The following is a 21,417-nucleotide window of genomic DNA, read 5'->3' on the forward strand; positions in this document are numbered from 1 at the left end:
ATTACCAGAAAGTATCTTTACAACTTCCCGTTCCAACTACGCGACTATTTAATAAATCCTGAATTGGAAATAAATCCGGGATATGTATATCAAAATTGACAGACCATTCAAAAAGGAAACGAACATGAGATTTTTACATTGCATTTACACTTTTTCCAGCATCCTTATTTTGGCTGCCATGTCATGCACCAGCATAGAAGAAGGTGTCGCACCAGATGGACTAACTGAGGCTCACGACAAGGGGATGGGAAATATCTACATCAAACAAGACCCTCTGTCTGAGGAAGATAAAGATTCCATAGAACGGCTCAAGCTACAATATGAAAAATTTGAACAACAGGGGCCACATGCCATCATAGATATCAATCAACGATAACGGCCATGATAGGCCCCCAACTCTATCCTCCTTGTTTAAGGTTTGTTGGTCATCGTCAGATCAAACAGACCTTTTTCTCTCAACTCGATCAGCCAATCGATTGGAATCCCATCTGTGGACTATTTGAGATTGCTTATACCAAAGATGACCGTCCCACCGGTCGCCCGAGCTATGACAGCCTTGTGTTATTCAAGACCGAACTCCTTCGTACATGGTACAGCCTGAGTGACGGCGGGGGCGAGGAGCAAGTCAATGCCCGCTTGTCTTTCAGTTGATTTGTCGACTTAGGATTGGACGACTGCGCTCCAGATAGTACGACGGTGTGTCGTTTCCGCAACATTCTACTTGAAACCGACCTTTACGACGATGTGCTGGAAGAGATTAATCGCCAGTTAGAGTCGGCCGGTGTTTTGGTTAAGCGTGGCACCATAGTTGACGCCAGTATCATGGACATCTCTCGTCGTCCCCGCGGGCGTAAGGAATACGAAGTAGTCGAGGAACGCAATGAGGAGGCAGGTATGGATATAGCAGGAAAGGCTATGTTTAAAGGCCTTGTCAAGTCTAATGTTGACGGCGAAGTATATTGGGTAAAGAAGATGGGCAAGTTACACTTCGGATACAAGCGACATTTGGTTACGGGCGAGAAGGGTTTGGTGATTGCCTAGGAAACTACATCGGCTAACAAAGTGACATCAAACATTTGGAAGGGCCGTTAGCAAAAGCCAAACTTCCGCAGGGTACACCTGTTTGTGCCGACAAGGGACATGACTCTGCGGGGAACAAGGGTGTACTTAAACGTGTGAAGTTCAAGAGTCGTATCATGCACAAAGGAGTAAGAGGATGCAAGCTGACTTGAAAGAGAGCAGCGTATCAATGTAGCCACCAGCAAGACAAAATACAAAACGAAACGTACCTTTGGCTCTATTCGCAGGCGGTTTCATGGTGGCATTGCCAGATATGTAGGTCTGGCTAAGAGTCACGCACAGCACATCATGGAGACTATTGCTTACAACTAATATAGTGTTCGCTGAATTAATAAATTGCCATGACTGCAAAGCAGCGGACTCTAAACTTTGCAATAGCATCTGCTCATAAATTGAGCTTAATTTCGAAAAGGGCAAGACAAAGTTCCCAGAGGAACTTTATCACGTTCTTGACAAAGTAGCACATTCCTGTCCAGCATTCCTGCTGTTTCTGGAAGCTTGGCTCTGATGTTGTTGGCTCGATAGACTCTCTTGCCTGTGCCGAAAGAGCATTCGACTTCGTTTCGTTCTCAGACGGCCTTGGCCATCTTCTTGAGATATTAGAGGAGTTGGAGATATTAAGTTCTTTATGTATAGACTGGCAAAACTTTATGCTTAATACATAACCTTACCAACTGGAAAAATCCGCTGACCCAGAATCTATAGCTTCTTATGGCTTTATATGGTGTGCCATAAGTTTCTTTTTCAGGTAAGTAAGGAAGGGACGCATGACGGTTTGAGATGGTTCGGCACCGATGTAGCTTAGTTTGATGTCATCGCCCATACCCTGCAGTATGCTGAATTTGTACTTGCCATTGTGATCCAGACCTTGCTCCATTGAGATGATCTTGGATGTGATGACGTCCGGATGCGCCTGCTGTGCACGCTCTCCATGTATGGCTTGGAGCAACTGATGAGTGATATATGCCATATCGCTTACCTTCTCTACCCAAGGCATGATGTCCGTACTAAACAACTCTAGTTCGGGATGCTGCTGATCTTTCAGTTCCATCATCTCGTTACACTCACGCATCACTGTCTCCATTTCAGCTATCAGTGGTTTAGGGTCACCATTATACTTGTAATTGTCGATAAGCGTTTTCATCGGTTCGCCGTCATAATAGCGTAAGTAATGGGACAGATGGTCAAAACTCTTTGCATAATCAGCTCCCACTACAGCCTTCAACGAAGCCTGATAGCTTGGCTCGTTGTCAAATGCGGCATGATTCCAGGCATGATCGGCCACACCGAAGAGTGCTATCTTGGAGGCCGTGCCTTGCTGCATGGGGTTGGAGATGATGGCACTGGCCCCGGTCAATGTCGCATCTAGCTTGGCACCATTGTCAATCCATTTCTCATCGGCAAAATTAGTATAAGTGTCGCGCACAAAGAGTTTGCTGATGTCATTGTCATTGCAGGGATAGTTCCACCACCATGCCAACGGACGTCCGAAGCTCCGGGCTACTACCTGGAGATCGTGCGAATTGGGTACGCTCCACACATTGGCTCCAGTGATATACACCACCACATTATGAGGAATATGGCTTAAAGCCTTGAAGAATTTGTGGCGCACCTTAGCGTTCACCCATGAATAGGCATAAAGCTGTGGTACAAAATTGATAGGCTTCACGGTATCGGCAGCTGTCTTATAGTTTTTGTTCCATCGTGCTTCCACGGCTCGCTGCGCCTCTGTCAGTCGTTTGGCATTGAGGGCCAGACTGATACTGTCGTCGGGAACACCTACGTCATCGACAAAGATACCAAACTGGCGCACGCCCAGATCATACATCTTTTCAAATTTCTGCATGATCTTATCCACCACATGATTGTCTTTGTTCTCCGTAAACGCTCCTCCCGGATGTATCGCCCAGATGAAGTTCACCTTATTCTGATGCGCAGTCTGGGTAATATCCCTGAGCATGGGAGAGGAGAGAAAGCCTATGGCTTCCTGCTCTGCCGTGATCGAATCGGGGTAGGCTTCCTGCCATTTTTGCGAATGGTAAGGATCGCTCTTAGCTCCGTACATATAACTGTTCATTTTGTAGCGTGCCATAAAAGCGAAGAGATCCTTGGTGGCCTTAGCCGAATAAGGCACGCCATAATAGCCTTCGATCACACCACGATACTGCACGTCGGCATAGTCTTCTATGCACACGCAAGGCAAATTCCGGGTGCCACGGTCGAAGATCTGCTCCAGCGAAGCAAGACCGTAAAAGGTGGCATCGGTGTTCTCGCCCAAGATCACTACCTGCGCCTTACCTGCCTCGACAGACAGACATAGCAGATGCTTGTCAAACTTATCTTTCTTGTCAAAGGCATGATGCCTAATCTTCCATTGTTTCAGTTTGTTGCTGGCTATCCCCTTTTGCCCGTTCACGCCGAGGTAGATATTAGAGCAACGTTTGTCGGCACGTCTGCTAACCTGTGTCGAGCCACCTTTCTGATCTATGATTTGCTTGGCACGTGCAATGGTTACCTCATCGATACCTGCATCAGCCACAATGTTTACCGTATGGGTAAAGGTAGCCTTGCCTGCTAATGAATGTTGATTATGAGGCACCGGGTAGATGGTGTAGACATCATTCTGGGCATAGCTGTGTAGTGCTATCAGGCTCATCAGCACTATCCCAAATAGTTTTTTGATGTGAATCATTGGTTGTATGATTAAGTTGATTGAAATTATTGACAGCAAAGATAAGTATTTTTTATATTTTAGCTCTATCAATACTCCGTTAATTCTAATATAATCGCTTGAATATGAGAGAGTTAGTTGACTGTCTATAACTAATAAAATTTAGTCAAGTGGCTGATTGTCAGTAACTTTATAGTAGAGTAAACATCAAGTAAATGACATCAGAACCACTCGACCAATATACGGAAATCTGCAGAGATGCCATCAAAAGCTCATCTGCAAAATTAGGCAAAACTTTTGAGAATCTACTCCTGGAAAGACGCTTATTGTACATGGCGATACAATGAAAGATAAATTTCACTCAGAAGTAGCGTTACAGAACCCATTGCGAGCAGACCTACAGAACGAAGCAGTATACCGGACTCGCGCATTGTTAGGCAAGGCACAAGAATCAGCTGGACTTCTCCTACAACGCATCATTCGCATCACAGAATGTGGCAAAGGTGATGATGAAGGAAAATGGGCTACCGTATTCCATGGCTTCTTTCAAGGAGCTCATGGCGAACACATACATTGCAAAATTAATTTTCGACAGGTGTCGGAGCATACCGAACCGAAAGTTTATTAGTCATACCATCAAAGAACTCTTTGGCTGGCAGAGGAAAGCTGCGTAGCCATTATCTCAAATTTTAACAAACTATTGATGTAAGGGTATGGGGTGATATCAAATAGCTTCATCACACAAAGAAACTCAATGACATACATTTTGCTCATGCCGAGCGTACAAACAGATTCGGGTGAGACCTCACGTCCCGCCCGAATCATCCTTACCTAACTCTAAAACAGTGAGGAGAGATTAGTATTCTTCATCCCAAACATTGTGTTGGGGTCTATAGAGTTGTTCTTCGAATAAATCTTCGTTTTCCACTTCAAAGTCATACTTTTTGCTGTCTGCATGATCCAGGTCTGATCCTATCATAAGGTCTCCGCAATCAGCCTTGATGATTTCCGTATTTGGAATTATATATTGTTTTTTCATGACTCAATCCTCCACTGTTATTTGACGATAATTTTCTTTCCGTTCACTACATATACACCTGCTGCCAGGGGAACCGTCGCTGTTTCGCCGGCATTCATCTGCAAGCGGTTCAGGGTCATGCCGTTTATGGCAACGATTTCCACTACCGTGCTCTCGTTGGCTCTGACTTGAAGGGCTCCACGAAGAGCGTTCAGCGTCATGACCCGATCGCCGGCTTCCACTTCCCTAATGCCGGTAATGCTGTTGTCCTTCTCGCCAAAGCAGACATCGAACGCTGTCATTGTCTTGGCACCGGCTCCGCCGTTAAAGCTGTAATAAGAGCGGAACGGATAAACATAGAGATATTCATGTTCAGGACGAAGATTCTTGGAATTCAAGAACATATTACGGGCGAAGTAGAAGTTCTTCAGGTTCTTATTCAGTTTCCTGCCGGAATATGAACCATGGTTGGTGAAGGTGTAGCTTGTGCCGAGAATCTTTCCCGATGCCGTTTCTCCCTCAAACTCATAGGATGCAGCATCCATCGCACTACCCTTGGTAGCCATGATATCGGAACCATATTGGGTTGCGACGAACGAAACTTCTCCGTCTTCAGGCGCTTGGGTCACCTCGACCATATAGGGAACATTAGCCGTGGTGCTGCCTTCGGTCAGCGGAGTGAAGTAGGCCTTGCCCCGATAATCCTCCGGCGAATTGTATTCGTCGTCCAGTTCCAAGCAGTTGCCAGCTGTCATTTGGGCCACTTTGAAAGCACATTTACCGTCTTTGTTGGTATGGATGCCTTGAGCATCGACTGTCAAGGTAAATGGCAGAACCACTGTGGCGTGAGCCACCTTTCCGTTCTTTGGAACTGTGATCTTACGGGTGTACGTCGCATAGTTCTCTGCCGACACGGTGATCTTGTAGGGTGCGTAGAACGGTTGCTTGTCGGTGATCACGATATTCTTGCATGCGCGGTAGTCGCCGCTGGCAGTCTTTTGAATATAGTTATCTTCGCAGTAGGTAGTACGCTCGGGGAAATAGATCAGACAGTTGGGGTTGAGCAAAGCCTTCATCTCGTTGATCTCGTTCTTATTTGGAATGTGGATGGAATAGAGATTGGTGTAGTCGAGCCAGAGCACTTGTTGCCCTGTGGCACCAACTCCGGCAATTCCTTTCTCTGCGTTTCCATACAGTTCATCTATGAGTGCCTGCTTCATCATCGGTACGGTGAGATAAGCGTTGCCACTCGGAATTTCCTCTTGGGTTTCTGCATCCAAGGCTTTGAACACACCACCATACATGGGTAGTTCGGCATCCTGTCCGTCTTTTTCGTAGCAGGTGGCATCGTAGAGCTTGGTCAGATCACACTTGGCGACATAGTCTTTCATGACCAAGGTCAGATGCATCAGATAATAGGCAAAGTAACGGTGTTCCATGGCCGTGGTGGGCGCTACGTTCCATCGTGTCTCATCGCCGGTGAACAGGTAGCAAGGTTTCGATTCGTTAACTGCAAGTACGATGTTGTCTGTGAAAGTACCGCCCTGCGAATCATATAATGCATCGGAATAAGGATATTCTTCCAGGGTGGTGGGTGCAGCGCTTGTGTTGGTGTTGCTCAGCTGGTCGATGTTGCTGAATCTGAAGGCTTGTTTGCCACAGTGGGCCGTATGGTTCTTATCGCTTTCAAGCTCATTTCCGATAGTTTGATATTGTTTGCCATCCCCAAAACTGAGATTATACGGAGACTTCACGAAGAAGTAGCGTGCGTTACCATCGCCGTTGGTGTAGCCGTTATCCCCATACTTGCTATAAAGTCCTTCAAACGTAAACCGACATTTCTCCTCACCTCCGCCAAAGAAGTCTCTTGGAACATAGAAGGTGAATGCTCCTCCCGATACCTGGAAGTCGTTGCTGGTGAATTGCTGCATCAGGGTGGGACCATTATCGATGAGAGAATGACAGATGATATCCATCGTGTTGATATAGGGGTTTAGACATTCGAGTGTCAACTCGAACGTAACGCGTGCTCTCGCATTGCCTTCCAATCCCTCAACTGTGAATTTGATGGCATCGTTGTTCAGATTTTCCAACACAACTTCTCCTCTTCCGCCATCGGCAACGTTTACTGTCTTGTATACGGTGTTCTTATCCGTGCTATAAACCTTTAAGGTATAACCATCATTGCCGATTGAGACCCCAGTGCTGTATTTCAATTTTGCTCCAACAATTCTGTATCCCAATGGAATTACCTTTCCGTTTTGCGTTGTTGCAGATGTAGGTGTTTCTACATAATAGGTGTTGTTTCCCAAGATATATTGATTTTGTGAAGCCCGAATAGAACCCGCACCGGCGGTTTCAGGTAGTTTGCCGTCTGTGACAGCATCTTCCTGATACAAATAGTTCATGGCGGTCAGATCCTTTACATTATTGTAGTCGTAGCTATAATAGGTTTTCCCATTTTTCGGATTGGGCTGGATGGGACCCAAATCGAGTCGGCTGGTTGCAAAACTTGAACCCACCATATTCACGGGACTTGTAATGGAAGCATTCGGTGCGACCTGTGCATTAAAATCGCCCTCAGCCGTGAAGTAGAGCTCACACGACTTGATGGTGGCGGCATAATAACCGTCGTTTTTACGATAGAAATAGAAGTATAGATTGTTGCCCATGTCTGTCGCATTTTTACTGGTGCGCCCAATGACATATTCTTTAGTGTCATCTGTTCCGGGCATCAAGTCCGTTTTTGCCTTCGGGGAACTGTAATTAAAATTACGGTCTGTTTCATACAGCTGTTTGGGGTTGCTTTTAATCTCCATACCGTGGAAAGTCATGCTGTTTTTGTTGTTCAGCAAAACCATGCGGTAACCGGTAAAGCGATAACCCTTGGGCAATGAGATGTTCAGGCGTGTTGTAACTGAGCTTCCTCCACAAATAACATAACGGTTGGGCGTTTCATCCAAAATAATGTTACCTGCAGGCTCTTTTAACATACCACCGTTGGTCAGATCAGCATAATCTGAAACGACCAGAGACAGGGGCAGTTGGTTGTGTCGCCACAGTGAACTCCAACCTCGCTCATAACCCACCTCATTTTCTCCGGTGAGTCCGGCAACCAACTTGCCCGATTGCGGACTGATGGTTACATTCTGGGCAACCACTCCCGTTACGAATAATTGACATATCAGAATGCCAATCATGTTTAATAAAATTCTCCTCATAATTTTTAGTTGTTTTACAGCCTGACGACTGTGCGTTATTCAATGTTATTATATAAGATTGATGTGTTGTTGCGCAGAAAATTCTCTGTTGCAAAATTAAATTGAATACGAACACAGGGTCAGGACATTTCGTCCTAAAAATAGGATTTACACGACAAAATGAAAGGAGAGAATAGGACTTTTATGACAAATCAAAAGTTTAACCTCCTGTTATTCAGGAAAATAAAAATCCTAATCAACTAAAAACGCATCTCCTGACGAGATGCGTTTGACGGGGTGTGTCTGCAATATACGGGCAGCGGTTATAGGGGTTGTCTGCGATGTTGTGAGGGTGTGATGCCATACAATTTTTTGAATGCGCGTGAGAAGTAGGACACATCCTCGAAGCCGCATTTCATGGCTATATCCCCGATAGAGGAGTTCTGTTCGGACTTCAACAAGCGCTTGGCCTTCTCCATTCTTATTTTCTGAATATAAACCGATGTGTTATCTCCTGTAATGGCATAGATTTTCGTTCTCAGTTGCTTGGAAGTCATGCACAGGTCGGAGGCAATACTTTCGGCATCGGTAGTGCGGTCGGCCATGTGAGCATAAACCACATCTATAAATTTGTGGAGGAAGGCTTGATTTACGGTTGAGAGGTCGGACATGTTATTAATGTCGGTCTGTGATGACAGGGCGTATTTTCGAGACAAGTTCTCATTTCGCTCTATCAGGTTTTTGATTCTCACCTTCAGCTCGTCTGCACTGAAAGGTTTTTCTAAGTAAGCATCTGCTCCGGCCTCCAGTCCGCTCAACTTGTCTGCATCGTTGCAGCGGGCGGTAATCATGATGACAGGAATATGGTTCAGCACATCGGACGATTTGATATCCCGGCACAGCGCCAACCCGTCTTTGACTGGCATCATCATGTCGGTCAGGATAATATCCGGCATGAGGTCTTTTGCCTTGTCCAGACCCTCAGCCCCATCGTGGGCAAAGAACAGGTTGTAGTCGCGGTTGAGCTGCATGCCGATATAATGGGCCACATCCGTATTGTCCTCGACGATCAAAACCGAGGCACGTTCTTCATTCACCTCTGTGTCGACGTTTTCCTCGACCGGCTCTGTACAAGGCAGAGCTGGGTTGTGCTCTTCCGGAGCATTGGTGGGCGATACCTGCTTCACTGTTTTTAATGGCAACCTGACGGTAAAGGTAGAACCTTTGCCGACCTCGCTTTCTACGGTGAGGGTTCCGTCCATCATGTCCACCAATTGTTTGATCATGGCCAGCCCTACCCCATTGCCAACCTCAGCGGAGGAACGACCTGCCTGATAAAACAAATCGAAGATATACGGCAAGTCTTCCGCCGGTATTCCTTTGCCATTGTCGACAACCTGTAATTGAAAGAAGTTGTGTTCAACCTGGGTGATAACTTTGATGCGGCCATTTTTCGGTGTGAACTTAATGGCATTGGATATCAGATTTCGCACGACCTTGATGACATAGTTAGGTACGAAATCCATCATCAGCGTTGTCTGATCCGGCATATACATGAGTTCTACATGCTTGGCTTTGGCCAACGCCTGATGACTTTCCGTTATCATCCGGATGTAGGCGATGATGTCTTGATGGTGATAGTCGAGTTGGACGGTACCTGATTTCAGTTTGGCAATCTCAAGCAGTTGGTTAATCAGATCGAGCAGTCCGCTGCCTTGCCTGTGCATGAGTTCTCCAGCTTTTTTGAGTTCGTCTCGGTCGACGAGGCTACCGTCGGCTATCTGCTTGCTGAAACCAAGGATAATGGTTAATGGTGTGCGGAATTCATGAGTAAGGTTGGTATAGAAACTATCTTTAATTCGCTCTATCTGAACCATCATCTTGTGGTTTTTCGAGCGTATCCGTATGACATACCATAAGAAGCCAATAACTGCGATGCAGAACAGGAGAATGCAGATACTACTGATCAGCACGAGGGTCCCGAAGGTCTTTTCCTGTTTCATCTTCTGTCTGACGGCCATCATTTCGCGCTGTTTGTTCTTACGTTCGTATTCCAGGCGTAAATTCTGAATACGTCGCGTTTTGGTCTCGCCCATCAGACTGTCCTTATACATCTGGCTCTTGACATAGCTTTCCAACGCCCGGCGACTGTCTCCCTGCTTTTGGCTGAGCATGTATTCTGCGTGATAGAGTCTTGTCAGATATTCAAACGACCCCAGTTGTTTCACAACTGGTTTGGCTTCGGCAATATATTGTCCGGCTTGGGCATAATTGTCTTGGGAAATGTAAAAATCGATTAAGGCGAATACGGCATTAAGCCAATGCCAACTGTCGTCAATGTTTTTCAAGATCTGATAGGCCTTCTCATATCGCCGGACGGCCTGGTCCCATGCCTGGTCTTTTTCTTCCAGCTCTCCCAAGTCAAGCTGGCATAAAGCCTCTCCGAGTTCAGAACCAGCCTCGCGGTTCAGCTTCAGAGATTTTTTAAAATACAGTCGTGCGGAATCTATCTTGTTCTCTTTTTCCAGCAATGAGCCTAAATTGGCATAGTTAATGGCTTGCCCCAATTTGCTGCCCAACTGCTCTTCTCCCTTTAAAGCCAGTCGGAAAGCACTGTCGGCCACTTCTGTGTTGCCCAAAGTGAGGTGCACATTGCCGAGTCCGTTTAATGAAATAACCCTGTTCTTACGGGCAACAAAGCTGGAGTCACCCTGGTACTGATCACTGAGCATCAGTGCTTTATAATGGTAGGTAGAGGCTTCGTCCAAGGCACCCACGCGCCTGAAATTTGTTCCGATGTTGTTCAGAGCTATGACCAACTCGACGGTATCTTTCAGTTCCACCGCCAGATTGTACTCTTCCCTATGTGCTTGTATCGCCTCGTCAAATTGGGTTGAATTACGATATGCCAGACCCAAATAGCGGTAGCCTATCATCATACCCAGTTTGTTGTCTTGCAGCTTGTATTGTTGGAATCTTTTCTCCCGGTCACTGATAGCTTCTAATGATTTCATCTCATTTTCTATCTTATCTTTCTGCGCTTGTGTGTAGGAGACTTTCGGCGCTTTCCGACAGGAGACAATGATGACAGAAAACAGCAACAAGAAAGATACAACTCGCCATTTTAACCTCTCCGAGATTATGTTTTTGTTAGAAAAAGAGGTCGTGGGTGATTTCATGTCATGATCTGTTGCTTTCATCATGAGTTAGGTTATCAAACGTGAATAGCGTTGCAGAAACAAAGGATCTTATGTTTTGCCTGCTTTTACAACTCTTACCTGCTGATTCGGAATGATCAGGCTAAGTCGCTTATCTACTTGCAAAAATAGGTAAAATCAATAACAATCAAAAGAAAAACGATTAAAAACTTTAATCTTTGTTATGAATTGTAAGTATGAGGATGTAATCATACGTAACAAAAATGCGCCGACTGTTTTGTCGACGCACTCTTGATTGTTAGCTAAAAATAACTTATTCTGCCTTTTCAGCCTTATCTTTTCCATCTGTAGTTTCGGCTGCTGCAGCTTCCTTGGCTTCCTTTTTAGGCTTGGCTTGAGTCTTTTTTGGAGTTTTTGCCTCAGTAGAAGTTTTCTCTGCAACTTCTTCAACAGCCTTTTCGGTATCTGTAGAAGTAGCTTGCTCTACATCGTTCTGCTTGGAACGTGAGCGACGGCTACGACGAGTCTTTTTCTCAGCCTTTGGTGTTTTGGCCATGTTCTCATCGAAGTCTACCAATTCTATGAAAGCCATCTCTGCAGCGTCACCTAAACGTGTACCCAATTTGATAACACGAGTATAACCTCCGGGACGGTCAGCAACCTTGTTTGCAACCTCTCCGAAAAGTTCCTTCACTGCATACTTGTCCTGCAAGTAACGGAAAACCACACGGCGGTTTGTTGTCGTATCATTCTTGGAACGTGTAATCAGGGGCTCAACATATTTCTTAAGAGCCTTTGCCTTTGCGAGAGTCGTAGTGATTCTTTTGTGCATAATCAAGCTGACAGACATGTTGGATAACATGCTGGCACGATGAGATGCAGTACGACCCAGATGGTTGAATTTTTTATTATGTCTCATTTTAATTTTTACTTGTTGTGAACAAGGGTTTATATTTTGCGATAGGTTTATCGTTGTAACCTATTGCTGACTTTTTACTCCTTATCCAGTTTATACTTTGAAATGTCGGTTCCAAACGAAAGATTCAGACTCTCTAGCAAATCATCAAGCTCTGAGAGCGATTTCTTACCAAAGTTGCGGAACTTCAAGAGGTCGGTCTTGTTGTACTGTACAAGGTCGCCCAGGGTCTCCACATCAGCAGCTTTCAAGCAGTTGAGTGCGCGAACACTGAGGTTGAGATCAAGCAACTTGGTCTTGAGCAGCTGACGCATGCGGAGCACTTCCTCATCAAACTCCTGGTTGCCGTCCTTGTTAGGATCCTCGAGTGTGATCTTTTCGTCAGAGAACAGCATGAAGTGGTAAATGAGGATTTTAGCTGCTTCGTTCAGCGCATCCTTTGGATGAATGGAGCCATCCGTAGTGATTTCGATACAGAGCTTATCGTAGTCGGTCTTCTGCTCGACACGAGTAGGCTCGACGCTGTACTTTACATTACGGATAGGGGTATAGATAGAATCGATGGGAAGCACGTTGACATCGGTGCAGAACTGACGGTTTTCGTCAGCAGGAACATATCCCCTACCCTTATTAACAGTAAGGTCTATTTGCATGGATGCCTTGGAGTCCAAATGACAAATCACCAAATCAGGATTTAACACTTCAAATCCAGTCAGGTACTTACCAATATCACCTGCTTTGAATTCGGTGGAATTCTCTACGGTGATACTAACTTTCTCATTCTCGAATTCTTCTACTACTTGCTTGAATCGAACTTGCTTGAGATTCAAGATGATGTTGGTTACATCTTCCCTTACACCTGGAACTGAAGAGAATTCATGCTCAACACCATCAATGCGGACAGTGTTGATGGCATAGCCCTCCAGCGATGAAAGGAGGATGCGTCGCAAGGCATTACCAATGGTAACGCCAAAGCCAGGCTCGAGAGGGGAAAATTCAAATTTTCCGAAACTCTCAGATGCCTCCAGCATCACAACTTTATCAGGTTTTTGAAATGCTAATATCGCCATTAATTTAATGATTTATTTAGAGTACAACTCAACGATTAACTGTTCCTTAATATTCTCGGGGATGTCCTCGCGTTCAGGAGTGTGCAAGAACTTGCCACTCTTTGTGTGCTCGTCCCATTCCAGCCAAGGATACTTGCTGTGATTGAATCCAGCAAGCGCTGCATCAATTGCCTCGAGAGACTTTGAACGCTCGCGTACACCAACAATCTGACCGGCCTTTACGGAATAAGAAGGAATGTTAACTACTTGTCCATCTACAGTAATATGCTTGTGACTTACCAACTGACGTGCAGCTGCACGCGTGGGAGCAATACCCAAGCGGTAAACCACATTGTCCAAACGGCATTCGAGCAACTGGAGCAATACCTCACCGGTAATACCTCCGCTCTTGGCTGCCTTCACGAACAGATTGCGGAACTGGCGCTCTAAAACACCATACGTGTACTTGGCCTTCTGCTTCTCAGCGAGCTGTATGCCGTACTCCGACTGCTTGCGACGGCGGTTATTGCCATGCTGCCCTGGAGGAAAATTACGCTTTGCCAGAACCTTATCTGCACCAAAAATGGGTTCACCGAAACGGCGTGAAATTCGAGATTTAGGACCTATATATCTTGCCATAATTTTTTAAATGCTTTTAATCTATTGTATATTCAAACTCACTAATTACACACGACGACGCTTTGGAGGGCGACAGCCATTGTGTGGAAGTGGTGTAACGTCAACAATCTCGGTAACCTCAATCCCTGCACCATGAATGGCGCGGATAGCACTTTCACGACCATTACCCGGTCCTTTGACATACGCCTTTACCTTACGAAGGCCAAGGCCGAATGCTACTTTTGCACAATCCTCTGCAGCCACCTGGGCAGCATAAGGAGTGCTCTTTTTAGAACCGCGGAATCCCATCTTACCAGCTGAAGACCAAGAAATGACCTGACCCTCGCTGTTTGCAAGCGATACAATAATATTGTTGAACGAGCTATGAACATGAAGCTGTCCCATAGCGTCCACTCTTACATTTCTTTTCTTAGATGTTGCTTTTGTTTTTGCCATAATTAATTTCCCCCTATAAATTACTTAGTAGCCTTTTTCTTGTTAGCAACAGTCTTCTTTCTACCCTTGCGGGTACGAGCATTGTTCTTAGTGCTTTGACCGCGAACTGGAAGACCATTACGATGACGAACACCACGATAGCAGCCTATGTCCATCAGACGCTTGATACTCATCTGAACCTCCGAACGGAGATCACCTTCTACTTTGAATTCAGCGCCGATAATTTCGCGGATTTTAGCTGCCTGGTCGTCTGACCATTCGTTGACCTTCAGATCACGGCTCACGCCGGCCTTATCCAATATCTTTGCTGAACTACTTCGACCTATACCATAGATATAAGTCAATGCGATTTCGCCACGCTTATTCTGGGGCAAATCTACTCCAACAATTCTTATTGCCATTTGTTGATTAAATAAATAATTTTAATAAAAAATTAAACGTTTCTTTTGTCAAAATTCATGCAAAGATACTAATTATAATATGTAATTTGTGTCAATTGCAGATTTTTAACATTAACCCTGACGTTGTTTAAACTTAGGGTTCTTCTTGTTGATAACAAACAGACGACCTTTGCGACGTACGATCTTACAGTCGGCTGAACGTTTCTTTATTGATGTCCTTGTCTTCATATCCTAAGATGTCTTATATGATTATTATTTGTATCTGAATTCAATCCTGCCTTTGGTGAGGTCGTATGGACTCATGGCCACCTTGACTTTATCACCCGGAAGGATCTTGATGTAGTGCATACGCATCTTACCTGAGATGTTTGCTATGATCTGTACTCCATTTTCGAGTTCAACACGGAACATGGCGTTAGAAAGATTCTCTATCACTGTTCCATCTTGTTCTATTGCAGACTGTTTTGACATAATTAATTTAAATCCTTTTCTTGTTGTTCTATTTCTTCAAACGTTGATAAAATATCAGCCTTACCTCTTCGGATAGCTATGGTATGTTCAAAATGTGCCGCAGGCTTTCCATCACGTGTAACGATGCCCCACTTGTCCTGTAACATCCAAATGCTACGGTTTCCCATGGTAATCATCGGCTCGATGGCTATACACATTCCTGATTTGAGCATTAAGCCATTACCTCGAGAACCATAGTTGGGGATTGGCGGATCTTCGTGCATCTCGCGTCCTATACCATGCCCGGTTAGTTCTCTGACGACTCCATAGCCCTCTGCCTCGCAATAATCCTGAACAGCTGCACCAATATCACCCACATGTTTTCCCATTTGGGCTTGTTCGATACCTTTGTACAGGCTTTCCTTGGTTGTCTTCAGAAGTTTTCTCACTTCATCACTCACCTCACCTATACAAAAGGTATAACAGCTGTCTCCATTGAATCCATCAAGCAAAACGCCACAGTCGACAGAGATGATATCACCTTCTTTTAAGATTGTCCGGTCACTGGGTATTCCATGTGCTACAACTTCGTTCACCGAGGTACAGATGGACCCTGTGAAAGGGTCTCCGTATGGATTAGGAAAGTTCTTAAACGTCGGAACGGCACCATTGTCTCGGATAAATTCCTCTGCGATCCTATCCAGCGAAAGGGTTGTTACACCTGGCTTGATACGCCTGCCTATTTCTGCGAGAGTTGCACCAACAAGTTGGTTGGCTCTGCGCATGAGTTCAATTTCATCTTCCGTCTTCAGAAATACCTTCATCCCAAAAGGCCCAATTAGTATGCGCTTACAGCGCCATTGCCACGGGTACGGCCGGAATTTAACAAGCCATCGTAATGACGCATGAGCAGATAGCTCTCAATCTGCTGAAGGGTATCAATAACCACTCCTACGGTAATCAGCAGCGAGGTGCCACCAAAGAATTGAGAGAATGCGCTTTGAACGTCCAAGAGACCTGCCAGTGCAGGCATTACTGCAATAAATGCAATAAACAGTGAACCTGGAAGAGTAATACGGGACATAACGGTGTCGATGTATTCGGCAGTGTCACGACCTGGCTTAACGCCTGGAATGAAACCATTATTGCGCTTCATATCTTCTGCCATCTGTGTTGGATTCAACGTAATAGCAGTATAAAAATAGGTAAACGCGATAATCAGGATAACATAAACCACGTTATAGAGCAGGCTACGGTTGTTCATCATATCCTGTACCCACCACGATGCACCTTCACTCTGGTATTGTACAATTGCCAAAGGTATGAACATCAATGCCTGTGCAAAGATGATAGGCATCACGTTGGCTGCAAACAGCTTGAGCGGAATATACTGGCGAGCACCACCATACTGCTTGTTGCCTACCACACGCTTCGCATATTGCACGGGCACCTTTCGAGTTCCTTGAACCAGAAGAATTGCTGCGCATACCACTGCATAGAGAATGAGAATCTCTATAATGAACATCACCAATCCACCGCCAGAGATAGCAGTGAATCTTGAAGTCATCTCCTGCACGAATGCCTGAGGCAAGCGAGCGATGATACCAAGCATAATGATGAGCGAGATACCATTCCCCACTCCTTTGTCCGTAATGCGTTCACCCAACCAAAGGATAAACATACTTCCTGCTGCCAGAATGATTGTAGCCGGAATCATAAATACACTCCAGGAGATGCCACTGGCAAGCGCAGAGCTTGCCTGCATCTTCAGGTTAATCAAGTAACTCGGAGCCTGGAACAATAAGATAGCTACTGTAAGGATTCGAGTATACCATTGTATTTTCTTACGACCACTCTCGCCTTCACGCTGCATCTTCTGAAAATAAGGTACAGCCACAGCAAGAAGTTGCATAACAATGGAAGCAGAGATATAAGGCATGATTCCAAGCGCAAAGATCGATGCATTGGAAAATGCTCCACCAGAGAACATGTCAAGCAGTGACATCAAGCCACCCGCAGTTTGCGACTGAAGTTGGTCAAGTTTGGCCGGGTCTATACCTGGCAATACTACAAATGATCCAAAACGGTAAATAGCCGTAAACAGAAGAGTGACGAGGAGTCGCTGACGCAAATCCTCCACTCTCCAACAGTTCTTTAGTGTCTCTATTAACTTTTTCATTGTTAGATTATCGTTGTGTTACCACCAACGGCCTTGATAGCCTCTTCTGCTGTTTTTGAAAATGCATTCGCTTCAACCTCAAGCTTAGCCTTCAGCTCACCATTGCCAAGAATCTTCACAAGTTTCTTGCCATTGGTATAACCAGCTGCAACAAGGTCGGAAATCGCAATCTTTGTGAGAGACTTCTCATCAGCCAGCTTCTGAAGATCAGAAAGGTTAACTGCATAATATTCCTTGCGGTTAATGTTCTTAAAACCGAATTTAGGAACGCGACGCTGCAAAGGCATCTGACCTCCTTCAAAACCGATTTTTCTTTTATAGCCGGAACGAGACTTTGCTCCTTTGTGGCCGCGAGTGGAAGTTCCGCCCAAGCCAGAGCCTGAACCACGACCAATGCGACGACGAGAATGTGTTGAGCCTTGTGCGGGCTTCAAATTATTTAATTTCATGTTACGTCTGAGTTTAAAAGTTACTACTTAACTATCTCAACAAGGTGATGTACCTTACGTACCATACCCATGTTGCCAGGAGTGTCTTCAATCTCAACAACCTGAGAAATCTTACGGAGTCCCAGAGAAAGAAGTGTTCTCTTCTGATCTTTAGGAGAACCGATAGAGCTCCTTACTTGTTTTACTTTAATTGTTGCCATTGTTGTATATCTCCTAATTAACCGTTAAATACTCTTTCCATAGCTATGCCACGATCACCAGCAACCTGATAGGCATCGCGCATCTCAGAAAGTGCCTTGATTGTAGCTTTCACCAAGTTGTGTGCATTGGTAGAGCCTTGTGACTTTGCTATCACATCAGTAATGCCGGCACTCACCAGCACAGCACGCATAGCACCACCGGCCTTCAGACCAGTACCTGCAGCAGCTGGCTTCAGTAAAACTTTGGCACCACCATATTTAACTTCAACTTCGTGAGGTACAGTACCCTTGAGAACGGGAACCTTAACCAGATTCTTCTTTGCTGTCTCGGTACCCTTTGCAATGGCTGCAGCAACTTCGCCTGCCTTGCCCAGACCGTATCCGATGACACCTTTGCCATCACCAACTACAACGATGGCAGCGAATGTGAATGTGCGGCCACCCTTTGTCACCTTAGTTACACGGTTGATAGCAACCAAGCGATCCTTCAGTTCAGCGTCACTATTGATATTTACTTTATTCATTGCCATAATCGTTTAAAATTTAAGACCACCCTTACGAGCTGCATCAGCCAAAGCCTGCACACGACCATGGTAAAGATAACCATTGCGGTCGAATACCACAGCCTCTACTCCTGCAGCCTTTGCTTTCTCTGCTACTAATTCACCAACTTTTTCTGCCTGCTGAATTTTAGGAAGCTTTTCAAGTCCTAAAGAAGAAGCAGAAGCCAAGGTTTTTCCTTCCAAGTCGTTGATAATCTGAGCATATATCTGCTTGTTAGAGCGGAAAACGCTGAGACGGGGACGTTCAGCCGTTCCTGTTACATTCTTACGAATGCGAAACTTTATCTTAATTCGTCTTTGTTCTTTCTTTGTTGTCATAATCGTAAATCCTAATTAAAATTACTTAGCTGCAGCAGTCTTACCAGACTTTCTGCGGATGACCTCGCCCTTAAACAGGATACCCTTACCCTTGTAAGGTTCAGGCTTGCGGAAAGAACGAATTTTAGCACAAATGAGTCCCAGCAACTGCTTGTCAGCACTTTCAAGCGTAATGACAGGAGCCTGGTTTCTTTCAGACTTTGTCTCTACCTTAACTTCCTTCGGCAACTCCATGAAGATGGGGTGTGTATAGCCAAGTGAGAACTCAATTAGGTTGCCTTGGTTGGAAACGCGGAAACCCACGCCAATAAGTTCAAGCACCTTGGTAAAGCCTTCGCTCACACCAACAACCATATTATTAACCAAAGAGCGGTACAAACCATGGTATGCCTGCTTCTGCTTGTAATCTACAGGGCTGGCTTCGTCTACCTCCATGGTTATCTCGCCATCTTTGTTGACGAATTTGATAGAAGGATCTACTTTCTGAGTAAGTTCCCCCTTGGGACCTTTTACAGTAACAACATGTGATTTCTCATCGTAATTTACAGTAACTCCCGATGGAATGCTAATTGGCATTTTTCCTATTCTTGACATATAAAATCCTCCAATTAATATATGTAGCAAAGAACTTCACCACCAATTTTCAGGTCTGAAGCCTCTTTGTTAGTCATTACACCTTGAGACGTAGATAAAATCGCGATACCCAGTCCGTTAATTACTCTCGGCATGTCTTTATAACCAGTATACATACGAAGTCCTGGTGTTGACACTCGCTTCAATTTCTTGATCGCGTTTTGTTTGGTTACAGGGTCATACTTCAAGGCAACCTTGATAGTACCCTGGGGGCCATCCTCAATAAATTTGTAGTTCAGGATGTAACCCTTCTCGAAGAGAATCTTTGTGATTGACTTCTTCAAGTTTGATGCAGGCACCTCCACAACACGGTGATGAGCCATGATTGCGTTTCTGAGTCTTGTCAGATAATCTGCTATTGGATCTGTCATAAAATATAAATGTTTAATTAATCGGGACTATCCCGACAATATTAAAAATGTCTTTGAATGAGAGTCGAATCTGTCAGCCGTCCCACATGCCAACTCATTCGATTCCACATCAGGAACGTCGTTACCAACTTGCCTTCTTCACTCCGGGTATCAAACCCTTCGAAGCCATTTCGCGGAATTGGATACGCGAGATTCCAAACTGGCGCATATAACCTCTTGGACGTCCGGTAATCTTGCAACGATTGTGCAAGCGAATGGGATTAGCATTCTTTGGGATGGCTTGAAGTTTGCGGGCAGCCTCGTACACCTCAGCAGGATCCTCAGACGTAGCGACGATCTTTTTCAGCGCAGCACGTTTATCGGCGTAACGAGCAACAAGTTTTGCACGCTTAACCTCACGAGCCTTCATTGATTCTTTTGCCATATTTATTTATCGTTTTTTGCGTTCTTAAATGGAAGACCAAAAGCCTTGAGCAGGGCATAACCTTCTTCGTCTGTCTTAGCGGTAGTAACGAAAGTAATGTTCATTCCCTGAATGCGGTCGATTTGGTCAATATTTATTTCCGGGAAAATAATTTGTTCAGCAATGCCAAGCGTATAGTTACCACGGCCATCAAGCTTGCTGTTCACACCCTTGAAGTCACGGATACGAGGCAGAGCCACACGAACCAGCTTCTCCAAGAACTCGTACATACGCTCACCACGCAATGTTACCATCACGCCAATAGGCATTTTCTTACGAAGCTTGAAGTTGGCAATATCCTTTTTAGAATAGGTCGTCACCGCTTTCTGTCCTGTGATAGCACTAACTTCATTAACTGCCACATCAATAATCTTCTTGTCTTGGGTAGCATCTCCAAGTCCCTGATTGATAACAATCTTCTTCAGGACAGGAGTTTGCATTGGTGAAGAATAGTTAAACTGCTTCTGCAATGCAGGCGCAATCACTTCTTTATACTGTTTCTTTAACTGTGCTGTATCCATTATTTAATCTCCTCCCCTGACTTTTTAGAAACGCGGATAACATTTTTCCCATCACGCTTTGTAGCCACACGGGTAGGTTTTCCACTTTTAGGATCAATCAGACTCAAATTCGAGATGTGAATTGGGGCCTCCTGCTTCACGATACCTCCCTGAGGGAACTTAGCTGAAGGCTTTGTGCTCTTGGACACCATGTTGATTCCTTCAACAATGGCACGGTTGTCGTCTACAATCACCTTGAGCACTTTACCGCTTTTGCCCTTGTCTGCACCGGCAAGAACAATTACGGTATCGTTTTTCTTAATATGTAATTTACTCATTACCTTAAATTTAATTGAATTAAAGAACCTCAGGTGCCAAGGAAACGACCTTCATGTTGATAGCACGCAGTTCACGTGCTACCGGGCCGAAGATACGACTTCCACGGAGTTCACCTGCATTGTTCAGCAACACACAAGCGTTGTCGTCAAAGCGGATGTAAGAGCCATCCTGGCGGCGAATCTCCTTTTTGGTACGAACAACCAAAGCTTTAGATACTGCACCCTTCTTCAAGTCACTCGTCGGAATAACGCTCTTGACAGAAACCACAATAACGTCACCGATACTTGCATAACGGCGGCCGGTACCTCCAAGTACACGGATGCACATTACCTCACGTGCGCCGCTGTTATCACATACTGTAAGTTTTGTTAATGCCTGTATCATA

25 protein-coding genes and 1 pseudogene are annotated in these 21,417 nt (G+C 45.0%); 3 read left to right on the forward strand and 23 right to left on the reverse strand.

Annotation, left to right across the window (positions count from 1 at the left end; genetic code table 11):
* Positions 1-124 precede the first annotated feature (124 nt).
* Together HMPREF0645_RS08080 and HMPREF0645_RS08085 are read left to right on the forward strand one after the other, a co-directional pair.
* The gene (locus HMPREF0645_RS08080) at positions 125-376 is read left to right on the forward strand and encodes a hypothetical protein (protein WP_211205376.1); all 252 of its coding nucleotides are present in this window, start codon (positions 125-127) and stop codon (positions 374-376) included.
* Positions 377-381: 5 nt separating this feature from the next.
* Positions 382-1,392: pseudogene (locus HMPREF0645_RS08085) on the forward strand (IS5 family transposase).
* A gap of 397 nt (positions 1,393-1,789) precedes the next feature.
* On the opposite strand, the gene HMPREF0645_RS08090 reads toward HMPREF0645_RS08085, so the two are convergent.
* Positions 1,790-3,772, reverse strand: a complete 1,983-nt coding sequence (locus HMPREF0645_RS08090) for a glycoside hydrolase family 84 protein (RefSeq protein WP_007174471.1) — start codon at positions 3,770-3,772, stop codon at positions 1,790-1,792.
* 322 nt (positions 3,773-4,094) lie between these two features.
* On the opposite strand from HMPREF0645_RS08090, the gene HMPREF0645_RS08095 reads away from it, so the two are divergent.
* On the forward strand, positions 4,095-4,379 hold the full coding sequence (locus tag HMPREF0645_RS08095; protein WP_007174472.1) for a hypothetical protein: 285 nt from the start codon (positions 4,095-4,097) through the stop codon (positions 4,377-4,379).
* A gap of 228 nt (positions 4,380-4,607) precedes the next feature.
* Here HMPREF0645_RS08095 and HMPREF0645_RS08100 read toward each other — a convergent pair whose 3' ends face one another.
* From HMPREF0645_RS08100 to rplN, 22 genes are all read right to left on the reverse strand, one after another.
* On the reverse strand, positions 4,608-4,790 hold the full coding sequence (locus HMPREF0645_RS08100; RefSeq protein ID WP_007174474.1) for a hypothetical protein: 183 nt from the start codon (positions 4,788-4,790) through the stop codon (positions 4,608-4,610).
* A gap of 17 nt (positions 4,791-4,807) precedes the next feature.
* On the reverse strand, positions 4,808-7,990 hold the full coding sequence (locus HMPREF0645_RS08105; protein WP_044123386.1) for a peptidase associated/transthyretin-like domain-containing protein: 3,183 nt from the start codon (positions 7,988-7,990) through the stop codon (positions 4,808-4,810).
* A gap of 302 nt (positions 7,991-8,292) precedes the next feature.
* Complete coding sequence (locus HMPREF0645_RS08110) at positions 8,293-10,983, reverse strand: hybrid sensor histidine kinase/response regulator transcription factor (RefSeq protein ID WP_169305457.1); 2,691 nt, start codon at positions 10,981-10,983, stop codon at positions 8,293-8,295.
* 457 nt (positions 10,984-11,440) lie between these two features.
* Positions 11,441-12,046: a 50S ribosomal protein L17 gene (gene rplQ / locus HMPREF0645_RS08115; RefSeq protein WP_044123387.1), complete on the reverse strand. Its 606-nt coding sequence runs from the start codon at positions 12,044-12,046 to the stop codon at positions 11,441-11,443.
* 74 nt (positions 12,047-12,120) lie between these two features.
* On the reverse strand, positions 12,121-13,113 hold the full coding sequence (locus tag HMPREF0645_RS08120) for a DNA-directed RNA polymerase subunit alpha (protein ID WP_007174478.1): 993 nt from the start codon (positions 13,111-13,113) through the stop codon (positions 12,121-12,123).
* Between the two features lie 12 nt (positions 13,114-13,125).
* On the reverse strand, positions 13,126-13,731 hold the full coding sequence (rpsD, locus tag HMPREF0645_RS08125; RefSeq protein ID WP_007174479.1) for a 30S ribosomal protein S4: 606 nt from the start codon (positions 13,729-13,731) through the stop codon (positions 13,126-13,128).
* Between the two features lie 45 nt (positions 13,732-13,776).
* Positions 13,777-14,166 (reverse strand): 30S ribosomal protein S11, encoded by a 390-nt coding sequence (gene rpsK, locus HMPREF0645_RS08130; RefSeq protein WP_007174480.1) that lies wholly within the window; start codon positions 14,164-14,166, stop codon positions 13,777-13,779.
* 20 nt (positions 14,167-14,186) lie between these two features.
* Positions 14,187-14,567 (reverse strand): 30S ribosomal protein S13, encoded by a 381-nt coding sequence (gene rpsM / locus HMPREF0645_RS08135; RefSeq protein ID WP_007174481.1) that lies wholly within the window; start codon positions 14,565-14,567, stop codon positions 14,187-14,189.
* Between the two features lie 111 nt (positions 14,568-14,678).
* Positions 14,679-14,795, reverse strand: a complete 117-nt coding sequence (rpmJ, locus tag HMPREF0645_RS13365; protein WP_007174482.1) for a 50S ribosomal protein L36 — start codon at positions 14,793-14,795, stop codon at positions 14,679-14,681.
* Positions 14,796-14,819: 24 nt separating this feature from the next.
* Positions 14,820-15,038 (reverse strand): translation initiation factor IF-1, encoded by a 219-nt coding sequence (gene infA / locus HMPREF0645_RS08140; RefSeq protein ID WP_007174483.1) that lies wholly within the window; start codon positions 15,036-15,038, stop codon positions 14,820-14,822.
* 2 nt (positions 15,039-15,040) lie between these two features.
* Positions 15,041-15,841, reverse strand: a complete 801-nt coding sequence (gene map / locus HMPREF0645_RS08145) for a type I methionyl aminopeptidase (protein WP_007174484.1) — start codon at positions 15,839-15,841, stop codon at positions 15,041-15,043.
* A gap of 14 nt (positions 15,842-15,855) precedes the next feature.
* A complete protein-coding gene (gene secY / locus HMPREF0645_RS08150) occupies positions 15,856-17,196 on the reverse strand; it encodes a preprotein translocase subunit SecY (RefSeq protein WP_007174485.1) in 1,341 nt (446 codons plus the stop codon).
* 2 nt (positions 17,197-17,198) lie between these two features.
* Positions 17,199-17,645 (reverse strand): 50S ribosomal protein L15, encoded by a 447-nt coding sequence (rplO, locus tag HMPREF0645_RS08155; RefSeq protein WP_007174486.1) that lies wholly within the window; start codon positions 17,643-17,645, stop codon positions 17,199-17,201.
* A 23-nt stretch (positions 17,646-17,668) separates the two neighbouring features.
* The gene (gene rpmD, locus HMPREF0645_RS08160; RefSeq protein WP_007174487.1) at positions 17,669-17,845 is read right to left on the reverse strand and encodes a 50S ribosomal protein L30; all 177 of its coding nucleotides are present in this window, start codon (positions 17,843-17,845) and stop codon (positions 17,669-17,671) included.
* 17 nt (positions 17,846-17,862) lie between these two features.
* Complete coding sequence (gene rpsE / locus HMPREF0645_RS08165; protein WP_007174488.1) at positions 17,863-18,375, reverse strand: 30S ribosomal protein S5; 513 nt, start codon at positions 18,373-18,375, stop codon at positions 17,863-17,865.
* 6 nt (positions 18,376-18,381) lie between these two features.
* The gene (gene rplR / locus HMPREF0645_RS08170) at positions 18,382-18,726 is read right to left on the reverse strand and encodes a 50S ribosomal protein L18 (protein ID WP_007174489.1); all 345 of its coding nucleotides are present in this window, start codon (positions 18,724-18,726) and stop codon (positions 18,382-18,384) included.
* Between the two features lie 21 nt (positions 18,727-18,747).
* Complete coding sequence (gene rplF, locus HMPREF0645_RS08175) at positions 18,748-19,320, reverse strand: 50S ribosomal protein L6 (protein WP_007174490.1); 573 nt, start codon at positions 19,318-19,320, stop codon at positions 18,748-18,750.
* A 14-nt stretch (positions 19,321-19,334) separates the two neighbouring features.
* Positions 19,335-19,730: a 30S ribosomal protein S8 gene (gene rpsH, locus HMPREF0645_RS08180; protein WP_007174491.1), complete on the reverse strand. Its 396-nt coding sequence runs from the start codon at positions 19,728-19,730 to the stop codon at positions 19,335-19,337.
* Between the two features lie 121 nt (positions 19,731-19,851).
* Positions 19,852-20,154, reverse strand: a complete 303-nt coding sequence (rpsN, locus tag HMPREF0645_RS08185; protein WP_007174492.1) for a 30S ribosomal protein S14 — start codon at positions 20,152-20,154, stop codon at positions 19,852-19,854.
* A 2-nt stretch (positions 20,155-20,156) separates the two neighbouring features.
* Positions 20,157-20,714 carry a 50S ribosomal protein L5 gene (gene rplE / locus HMPREF0645_RS08190; RefSeq protein ID WP_007174493.1) on the reverse strand — a complete coding sequence of 186 codons (558 nt, stop codon included), beginning with the start codon at positions 20,712-20,714 and terminating at the stop codon, positions 20,157-20,159.
* Positions 20,714-21,031: a 50S ribosomal protein L24 gene (gene rplX, locus HMPREF0645_RS08195; RefSeq protein WP_007174494.1), complete on the reverse strand. Its 318-nt coding sequence runs from the start codon at positions 21,029-21,031 to the stop codon at positions 20,714-20,716. Before rplX ends, rplE begins: the two co-directional genes overlap by 1 nt.
* Before the next feature lie 19 nt (positions 21,032-21,050).
* Positions 21,051-21,416: a 50S ribosomal protein L14 gene (gene rplN / locus HMPREF0645_RS08200; RefSeq protein ID WP_007174495.1), complete on the reverse strand. Its 366-nt coding sequence runs from the start codon at positions 21,414-21,416 to the stop codon at positions 21,051-21,053.
* Position 21,417 lies beyond the last annotated feature (1 nt).

Source organism: Hallella bergensis DSM 17361 (genome assembly GCF_000160535.1).
Lineage (GTDB): Bacteria > Bacteroidota > Bacteroidia > Bacteroidales > Bacteroidaceae > Prevotella > Prevotella bergensis.